Genomic DNA, 8,516 nt, shown 5'->3' on the forward strand with positions numbered 1-8,516 from the left:
TATCCGGCGGGCCCGAGCCGGGCCCGCCATTGGTTACCTGTTTTCCAGTCGGTTGTAGTCAAACAGCCCATAATCCACACCCCGCGTTTTACGGGCTATACGGTGTAATAAGTCACTGTATTGCCAGAACTGCGGATGTGTTCTGCGGATCCCAAAGGTGGCTTTCAGCGTGCGGTAATCCGACTCTGTGCGTACCTCGCTGAGTTGCAGCACAAAGGCGTCTATGTGCGCCTGATTTGGCAGATGCCAAATGGCCTCAGGGTAGTCACCGATAAACCCTGGGACTAAGGTTGCGGTATCTTCCTGATAGGCCCGCTGGCCTTCCTCATTCAGCAAACTGGAAATATTGAAGTGCGCATTATGATGGATCAGGGTATAGGGCTGATGCGCGCCTTTGGCGTCTACAGCCAGAATAAACGACACCTGAGGCAACTGATTAATTGCTGCAACCGGCAAGGTATTGAGCGGCTGAAGCGCAGTAGGTACGGCCGTGTAATCATAGGCCTCATTCAGCACAGGTTTGAGATGTGCATTTAACATGTCGTAGAGCTCTGCCTGCGGGTCGTCACTGTGGTAGCGGATCCCAGACGGTGCACCCAGTAATGACTTACGATTGATAAACTCACTGAGACTCAGGTGCGACTTGCGATACCAGTGCTGTTTGATGGCCTGGCGATGACTCAGCGGCAGTAAGTTGAGGAAATTCTGCTCGCCTTCAAGGCGCAGAAAGTCCATATACAGCCGGGTCACCAATTGATGACCGATATTGCCATAGACATCAAAGCCCGCGACCAGCAGATAATGGATCCGCTCAAACAAGGCATAGTCCAGTACCCAAGTCGTTTTAGGTGCTTGCCCGATAAAGCCCTTCACCACAGTCGCACTGTCAAAATGGCGGAAAATGGTCAGTGCTGCATTTTGATTATGTCCGTCGCCTTGCCAGATCAGGCCCAGGTTAAGGCGCTTGCCATCGGCAAACAATTTATCCGACAGGGCCGTTTTCGCTTCCAGATAATCGTGCTGACGCTTGGCATATTTCGCCCAGCTCGACAATGGCAACACATTGCTTTGCTCAGCCGCCGGCAGGAGCAAGTCGTCGTCATGTCGGGTCAGTAACTGCTCCACAGCGGGCGAAGCATTTTTCTCGGGGTCGACAAAGGCCACCCAGAAATGGTCATTGATCACATTCAGCGCTATCTGACCGCGACATACCGGACCCTTGATGAAGCCTTTGACGATCAGCTCCGCCTCATCGAGCATAAACTGATAACGCGATTTAACCGGGATCGCCGCAAACACCTTAAAGGGGTTAGCAGCCAGTTTAGGGGCATAACCCGGTAATTGCGCCACCTCATACTCACTGTGAATAAACTGGGCCTGTAAACGCGCCAGCTTATCGTCATTCAGCGCCAGCGGCATATGGGTCTTCGATAAAATAGTGCTACGCACCTGCATCAGGCGATAATAAACTCGTGCGACCTTAGGGTCGTCAAATGGCCTGACCGTTGCTATCAACTCTATGGGCTCACCCGGGGGCGTCTTAGAACGCACCAGGGTAAAAAACGATTGCCCATCCAGCTGATTAAAGTAAATGTGCGCCAGATACCAGTGTTCGTATATGTACCGGACGGCAAGACGTGTTTTATTGTCGTCCTGATTTAAGAAGCCTTCCCACTTCGCGACATTTTGTAACTCAGCCTCACTGGGTGGCGCAATCTGGCTCATGGGAGAGCCTTGTTTGATCCATTCAGAAAGCTGGGCAAATTCACTGCTGGTCAGCGCAGGCAAACCATATGGCATACCGGCATGTGGCTGCTCCTGAGCATACTCCGGATATTCATCCATAGTGGGGCAGGTTTGCGCCCGGTCTAATGAAAAGTCGTAATGATCTGCTAACAGCCCTTGCTGAGCAAAGGGCTGCGTCTGTTTGAGTAGCAGACTGTTGTACAGCACGCTGCCATTGAGGTTGGCATACTCAGTTTGCACTCGCTCGTTGAGAATAGGTGTGAAGCCCTTATCGCGCCACTGGGTCGTGGTTTGTGCGTCGAACAGTAGACGGGTTGGCGATTCAGCCAATAAGCGGGTGCCATCATAAACACGGGTTTTGCTTAACCCCCTGTCAATGCCTTCTGGCGAGCTCAGTTTGAGCTGACAAGGCGCATCGTAACAACCATGACACACGACACACCGGGTATCCAGGATGGGTTTGATGTCGCTCAGATATGTCTCACCACGCTGCTCTGACTGCGGTTGGATCCGCTGCTGTGGCTGCTGCGGCCCAAACAAATCATCGTAATGGTTCATACCCAATGCCACACAGCCACTTAAGAAAGTAACCAGGCCAACCACTATCCAACCGGATCTGCGCATTACGCGTCCTCTTCGTCATCAAGCCCTAAATCGAATGTGGGCATCATTTCCATCGGCGGAGAGACAAATACAGCCTGGCTCTCGCAGCTCAATACCGCACTCAGCACCGGACCATGATTAAGCAGCAACTGAGCCTGATGTCCCTGACTCAGGACCTCAGCCACCTGTTGCTCAATATTACTGATCTGATAACCCTCAAGTGGAATACTGACACTTTGCTCAGGGGCTGGATTTTGGCAAAGGTTGGCCAGTAAGGTGGCATCCAAAATAACTTCTAATGTCAGATCGGGTTGCTCAATATCACGCTCGGCCAGGTTATCATCCAGTTTAAACAACGGCAGGTTAAGCGGGGTGTTTTCTTGAAGTTCCATGAAAAATAGCTCATTTATGCAAATACCTGGGGGAAGTTTAGCACAACTTTGCTCATCACAGATGACCCGCTTCCTGCTTACCAGGGTAGACGATCGCCATTTGAATGCCAGAACCCCCCACTGCTCTCAAGCGTCAACTCATCTATACGCTTAGCCAGACGCTGTGCCGCTTCTGAGGGTGATATATCTCCGGCATAGTTAACCATTTCAGTCTGTACAAATCCGGGATGCAATAATGCCACGGCCACACCGCGTGGCTTTAGCTCATGCGCCAGGCTGACACCCGCCGCATTCAATGCGGCTTTCGACATACGATAACCAAGGTACGCGCCGGAGCCATTGTCAGCAATGGAGCCCATTCGACTGGTGATCATCGCCACTTTGGCGCCTGTTACCAGATTGTGCTGTAATGCATGCGTTACCCGTACCGGTGCAACGGCATTGACCATGAGTTGTTGCTCCAGCGTCGTAAAATCCATCTGGTGCAGAGTTTCATTGTGAAAAATACCTGCGTTGTTAATCAGTATATCAATAGCCTGCTCGCCAAGTGCGGCTGACAAGGTGCGAACATCCTGCTCAATGCTAACATCGATACCCGCAATCACAGTGACATCCAGCGACTGCAATTCATCGGATGCGCTGCGTACTACTGCCGTGACCCGATCTCCGGCCGCTAAATAGTGTCGGCACAACTCCAAACCTATGCCACGATTGGCTCCGGTGATCACCACATGGTTTGACATACCTTCCTCCTTATTACTTTGTTTACACTCATAACTGAGAACCCATTGTATAGATTGCGGTGATTTCTTTCAGCCTCACCAGGTTCTGCTACCTTTAAAAGATGTCAGCTAAGGGAGTATACTCTTGCCACGATATTTGATCCTGATTGCTCTGCTATGGCTGCCTGTTGCGCTTGCTAACACCTATCGTGTCAATATCAGCGAAGCTTTGTCATACAGCCTGGGACAACAGCAAATCACCGCAATGTTTACCGCCATCTATACGCCATTGGGGATCCAACCAGAGTTCGAATTTTTGCCCAGCGAACGTGGCCTGCAAATGGTGAATGATGGCGAACTGGATGCGGAAGCCGGACGCGTCGACTTAATCGGCGCACGCTATCCAAACTTAATTGCCGTGCCTGTGCCACTCAATGAACTCAAGCTGATGCTATTATGCACAGTACCAAAGTACTGTGACCTGTCCAATGAAACCGATCTGGCCGTTATAGCCGGTAATCTGATCACAGTTTGGTTCTGTCAGCAGCATCAACTCAATTGCAACCGGGTTCAGAATGACATCTCGGCCTATCAGGCGTTGAGCCGCGGGCGCGTCAATAGGATACTAGCCACCGATAAATACGCATTAGGCTCATTGTGTGAGTCCGGGTTGACTGTGCTATATAGTAAAACGGCCTCACAACACACTTTTACCATCTACCATTATGTTCATAAAAAGCATCAGGCCCTGATACCAAAACTCAGCGCCCAAATCAAAGCTGTCAGAAAAAGCGGGCAGCTCAGGCAATATGCAGAGCGCCTGGAAAATGCCTTTTCACTGTGCCAGGGGCAGCTGATCTCGTTAGACTAAGATGCAAAAGGGCTACCACTGCGTTAAGGTTCAATATCATGCATTTGAGATTGAATAAGTGAAAAAACGGCCCCCTGAGGGTCAGTGATCACTGCAAAACGACCAACCTGAGGAATATCGGTCGGTGGCACACACACCTGCCCACCCAGCGCCCGGGCCTTCTCAGCCATACCATCGCAGTCAAGCACCGAGAAGTAGGTCATCCAGTGTGCAGGGATATCATCTCCCCACTCTTCGCTCATTTGCAACATCCCCGCCACGACCGTGTCACGCGCGCTGAACAAGACATAATCCATGTCTTCCATAGGCTTATCCTGTGCTTGCCAGCCCAGTAATGCACTATAGAAGGCTCTGCTTTTTTGACTATTACGTGTCGCCAGTTCGAACCAATAAGGCACATTTGCTTCGTGCTCACGTTTGCACCCCTGATGCTCCTTTGCCTGCCAGAGCGCAAAATGCGCGCCCTCAGCGGGCTCCTGTAACATTACCATTCTGCCTGCGTCGGGCACATCATGAGGACCGGCAATGATCTCAGCGCCGAGTGCTTGTGCTCTGTCTGCCATCTCATCGACGTTTTCAACTGCGATATAATTCAACCACTGGCTCTGTGCCCCGGCTTCTTTCTGCTGCGGCATCATTTGATACATAGCTGCAATATCATCACCCTGCTTTTGTAGCATAGTGTAATATGCCCCCTCTCCAATCGGCTGGTCATCAAAATCCCAGTCAAATAGTTGCGTGTAAAAGGCTTTCGCCGCTTGCCAATTGCTGGTGCAGAGCTCTGCCCAACAAAAAGCGCCCACCCGGTTATAAGAAACTAATGCCATAATGCACCCACTGATTAAATACCATTCACCGATTAAGTGAAGCACTGGATGCACGATAGAGCAATAATTAAGTCACCATGCAACTAATAATGCTGAACAAATTGCAAACCCACCTGATGATTTTCGTAGTCGCGATTACGCTCTAATTTGTAAGACAGGTTAATCATGCTGTCCTGGGTCATAAACCAACTTACAGAGGAATTTAAATAGTGACTGCGACTTGCTTCGGCGACAGCTCCGCTTGTCGCACCCAGCTCCAGTGTGAATTTACTGTCTACCAGTATATCCGCCGATATACCCGCCAAAGCTTGGATGTAGCCTCGCGTATGACGCACATCCGATGTCAGGCCTCCCCCCAGTAACCAATAACCCAGTATATCCCTGTGTAGCTGATATGATTTACCAGCGAGACCTGAAATCTCCAGCAATGACTTTTCATCTAGCTGCCGCGTTTTATGTGGCCGATAACCAAAATAAACTTCAGATGATAACTGTTCAAAGGCAGGCAAAGATGCCGCCAACGAACGCGCTTTGTAAAGCGTCAGCTCATCCAGACTCAAGCTTTGCGTATCTAAGTCATAGGCCAGCACGGTATAACCCATTTGCAATTCTGATTCAGACAAGTACTGCCGGGTGTCGCTGTGTAAAAAATGGCCTGCAGGTAACCAGCCTAATTTAATCACATCATGGTCATTTCTCTGCCTCGCATAACGCAGATCAAAAGAAGAATCTTGCGGTGCGCTTGTCGGCATTTTATGGTGCATCAGATTGAGCTGATGCTGATCAACCTCCGCTTTAAGGTGTGCAAAATGCATCCTGGCACGCTCAGACACAGGCTGGTATTTCAGTGACCTCATCAGGTACTCTTTCTCAAGAGCGGATAACGACAACTGCTCCATGGTCGCCAGATCATTTGCCAACAAAAACTCCATCCTGGCCAGGCTGGCAGCAGACAATTCATCGGACATAGCATGTACAAGCCATAAATCTGATGCATCAACATAGATTGCATCCACTTGCTGATGCTTGTTTGCAGCCTTGACAACGTCCAAAGGTGACACAATACTGCCTTTTTCGGCAAGAATATCGGTATTAAGCAGAGCCAATAGCTCGAGTGTCATCGTGGCACAATTATACGATTGAAAATAATATACTAACTCTTTGCCTTTAAGCTCCCACAAATGTAACTGCAACAATGACAGCTTTTCAGGAGCTGCTTTTAATTTATACTGCCACAAGCTACGTTGCTCAATATCGCGGTACTTCTCCAAATCTTTGGAAAATGGACGTACAGAGAAAAATCCAGGCATACCCGTATAGGTACTTTCAACCAGGAGTTTAAATGGGTTAAACGTGGTGATTTCTGTGAAATATGCCAAAGAGTGAGCAACGTCTGTCCCCTTGTGATTTTTACCTTCAGCCTTGAAAAAGATGTGACCCATCATGCTGGACGCAGACGTCACGACTTCAGATGCAAAGACCAGAGTCAGTGCGTCAAAGGGAACATAATCAAGAAACTGTTGCAACTCCGGGCACTGTTGTGCCAAATCTGTTGAAAGTGTCCGTCCGGTGACCTGAGATATTAAAGTAACTCTGGCTGGAAACTGGCAGTAAGCACTGAGGATATCTTCATTCATCAGGGCCAGTGTTTTATCTAGCTCAGCTTTTGCCGAGAAACGCCCTGATTGAGCAGACAACACAAACTGTGGGTCCGTGATCTGAGGCATACCATTGTCATCTAAATGTAGTAACAGATGCCACTGTTTTGAACTAGCAAGGCGCTCCAATAACGGCGTGGTATGCGCAACAACCTGGGCAGCGAATAAAAAAAAAGCTGTTATAAAACAGCTTATTATTAGTTTCATACTTGAACTACAGCTTAGTTGTCACACTGGATTTCTACGCTGTCGGCATAATCCCACATTTTACCTGTTGAGGCATCTGTAGTTGAACCCAGCAGACCACCGATTACGATATTACCGAAAAATACCGGAGTGACTGTTTTCTCAATTGGTGTTTCAGCAGCACAGCCAGCAGCAGTTGTTCTGACCACTTTATTCTGACCGTCTCTCAGTATCTGAATGCGACCAGGCGTGCTTGATTGGTTACCATCAGCAGTCACTTCAACAACTTTGCCAGTATTGGTTGTTACTTCGACAGTTTGCATGTCAGAAGTCATAACGCTTGCACAGCCAGACAACATAACCAGTGCAGCAGCAGGGATAATTGAGTATTTCATTTCCATTTATCTTTATATTAAAAAAGTTACCTAAATTCTACACATAGACAATTTCATGTCAATAAAAACGTTCATTATACATTCAGAAAAGCAGAACAATTGTCTAATTATAAATCAACCACTACAACAGACAGACATTCATTTTTTAAATTTGCAAAGTGTGAATAAAAATACTCACAATTTATTAATTATCTTGAAATTAGTGGAGACAATCTTGAATCAGGCATTCGCCTTTACATAATCACCAGTTAGTATTAAACGCGCTATCGTGCAATGGCTAATAACACAGTGCTGCACTGGTATTTCCTTTGCGCAAGGACGACGAATGAACGACAAAAATATCTGGAATATTTTTGAACAGCTATTCTGACAGCATGAGGAGATGAGCACAGGGATCCACATAGATGTGGGGAAGTAGAATAATACAGGAGCAATTATCGAGATGCGCGATGGGCGTCGCTACATGGATGTACTTCCACACCGCATTTTCCATCGCCATATTTCAGGCATTAAAAAAGGCCGCACCTTTTACAAGGAAACGACCTTTTTTACAGTGTTACTGCAATCTGTAGATTATTCTACGATTGTAGCTACAAGCACCGACATTACCTTGTAGAGAGAGCCACCTATCGTGCAAAGGACAATGACACAGTGCTTGCACTGACATTTCCTTTGCGCAAGGGCGACGAATGAAGCACCGCTTCGCAGCATGAGAAGGTGAGCGCATGGATGCGCGATGGGCGCCGCTACATGGATGTACTTCCACACTGAACTATCCAGTCTCATATTTCAGGCATTAAAAAAGGTCGCCTGGGCGACCTTTTTCACAGTGTTACTGCAATCTGTAGATTATTCTACGATTGTAGCTACAAGCACCTACATTACCTTGTGGAGAATGCCATCTTCACATGATGACTTTCACTCAGGCATTAAAAAAGGCCACCGAAGTGACCTTTTTTATAATGCTTATTGCATTAACTAAAGTCGATATTACTCAACGATAGTTGCAACAACACCAGCACCAACTGTACGGCCACCTTCACGGATCGCGAAACGCAGACCTTCGTCCATCGCGATTGGAACGATTAGCTCAACAGTCATCTTGATGTTGTCACC

General features: G+C 48.1%; 7 protein-coding genes and 1 pseudogene. 1 reads left to right on the forward strand and 7 read right to left on the reverse strand.

Going from position 1 to position 8,516, the window contains the following annotated elements:
* Positions 1-33 precede the first annotated feature (33 nt).
* The 3 genes from MHN33_RS21995 to MHN33_RS22005 all read right to left on the reverse strand — a co-directional run bounded on the left by MHN33_RS21995 (position 34) and on the right by MHN33_RS22005 (position 3,484).
* Positions 34-2,370, reverse strand: coding sequence for a fatty acid cis/trans isomerase (locus tag MHN33_RS21995; RefSeq protein ID WP_239401392.1), 2,337 nt, complete (start codon positions 2,368-2,370; stop codon positions 34-36).
* A complete protein-coding gene (locus MHN33_RS22000; protein WP_239401394.1) occupies positions 2,370-2,741 on the reverse strand; it encodes a hypothetical protein in 372 nt (123 codons plus the stop codon). Before MHN33_RS22000 ends, MHN33_RS21995 begins: the two co-directional genes overlap by 1 nt.
* 77 nt (positions 2,742-2,818) lie before the next feature.
* Positions 2,819-3,484: an SDR family oxidoreductase gene (locus MHN33_RS22005; protein ID WP_239401396.1), complete on the reverse strand. Its 666-nt coding sequence runs from the start codon at positions 3,482-3,484 to the stop codon at positions 2,819-2,821.
* A 124-nt stretch (positions 3,485-3,608) separates the two neighbouring features.
* Here MHN33_RS22005 and MHN33_RS22010 point away from each other — a divergent pair, with 124 nt between their 5' ends.
* Entirely contained in the window at positions 3,609-4,334 is a 726-nt protein-coding gene (locus MHN33_RS22010; RefSeq protein WP_239401398.1) for a transporter substrate-binding domain-containing protein, read from the forward strand.
* Positions 4,335-4,357: 23 nt separating this feature from the next.
* On the opposite strand, the gene MHN33_RS22015 is transcribed toward MHN33_RS22010, so the two are convergent.
* The 4 genes and pseudogenes from MHN33_RS22015 to tuf all read right to left on the reverse strand — a co-directional run.
* Positions 4,358-5,161, reverse strand: coding sequence for a VOC family protein (locus MHN33_RS22015; protein WP_239401400.1), 804 nt, complete (start codon positions 5,159-5,161; stop codon positions 4,358-4,360).
* 83 nt (positions 5,162-5,244) lie between these two features.
* On the reverse strand, positions 5,245-7,026 hold the full coding sequence (locus MHN33_RS22020; protein ID WP_239401402.1) for a DUF4105 domain-containing protein: 1,782 nt from the start codon (positions 7,024-7,026) through the stop codon (positions 5,245-5,247).
* 14 nt (positions 7,027-7,040) lie between these two features.
* Positions 7,041-7,400, reverse strand: coding sequence for an adenosine deaminase (locus MHN33_RS22025; protein WP_239401404.1), 360 nt, complete (start codon positions 7,398-7,400; stop codon positions 7,041-7,043).
* A 990-nt stretch (positions 7,401-8,390) separates the two neighbouring features.
* Positions 8,391-8,516: pseudogene (gene tuf, locus MHN33_RS22030) on the reverse strand (elongation factor Tu); the annotation flags it as partial.

The sequence above is a fragment of the Pseudoalteromonas sp. OOF1S-7 genome (assembly GCF_022347765.1).
Classification (GTDB): domain Bacteria; phylum Pseudomonadota; class Gammaproteobacteria; order Enterobacterales; family Alteromonadaceae; genus Pseudoalteromonas.